We start from the raw sequence: 240 nt of genomic DNA, 5'->3' as shown, positions 1-240 counted from the left end.
CGGCTGCTGGTTGTGGGCGCCTGAACGTTGACGTCAGGCGTGTGCGAACGTCTTTCCAGTCGACGCAGTCGAGGACGAGGACGCCGATGAGGATGACGCCCTGGGCGATCGCGTACTGGAAGGCGGACAGGCGCATGGAGGTGAAGCCGCTTTGGACGACCTGGAGGGTGAGGGCCGCGAGGAATACGCCGCCGACGGTGGCGAAACCGCCGTTCGGGTTGGTCCCGCCGAGGACGGCGA

At 67.1% G+C, this 240-nt stretch carries 1 pseudogene; it reads right to left on the bottom strand.

What is annotated here, in order from left to right:
• Positions 1 to 240, bottom strand: a pseudogene (locus QP415_RS12795) (ABC transporter permease); the annotation flags it as partial.

The sequence above is a fragment of the Pauljensenia sp. UMB3104 genome (genome assembly GCF_030217285.1).
Lineage (GTDB): Bacteria > Actinomycetota > Actinomycetes > Actinomycetales > Actinomycetaceae > Pauljensenia.
Note: the sequence above shows the minus strand (reverse complement) of the source record. Positions and strands in the feature narration are given on the sequence as shown.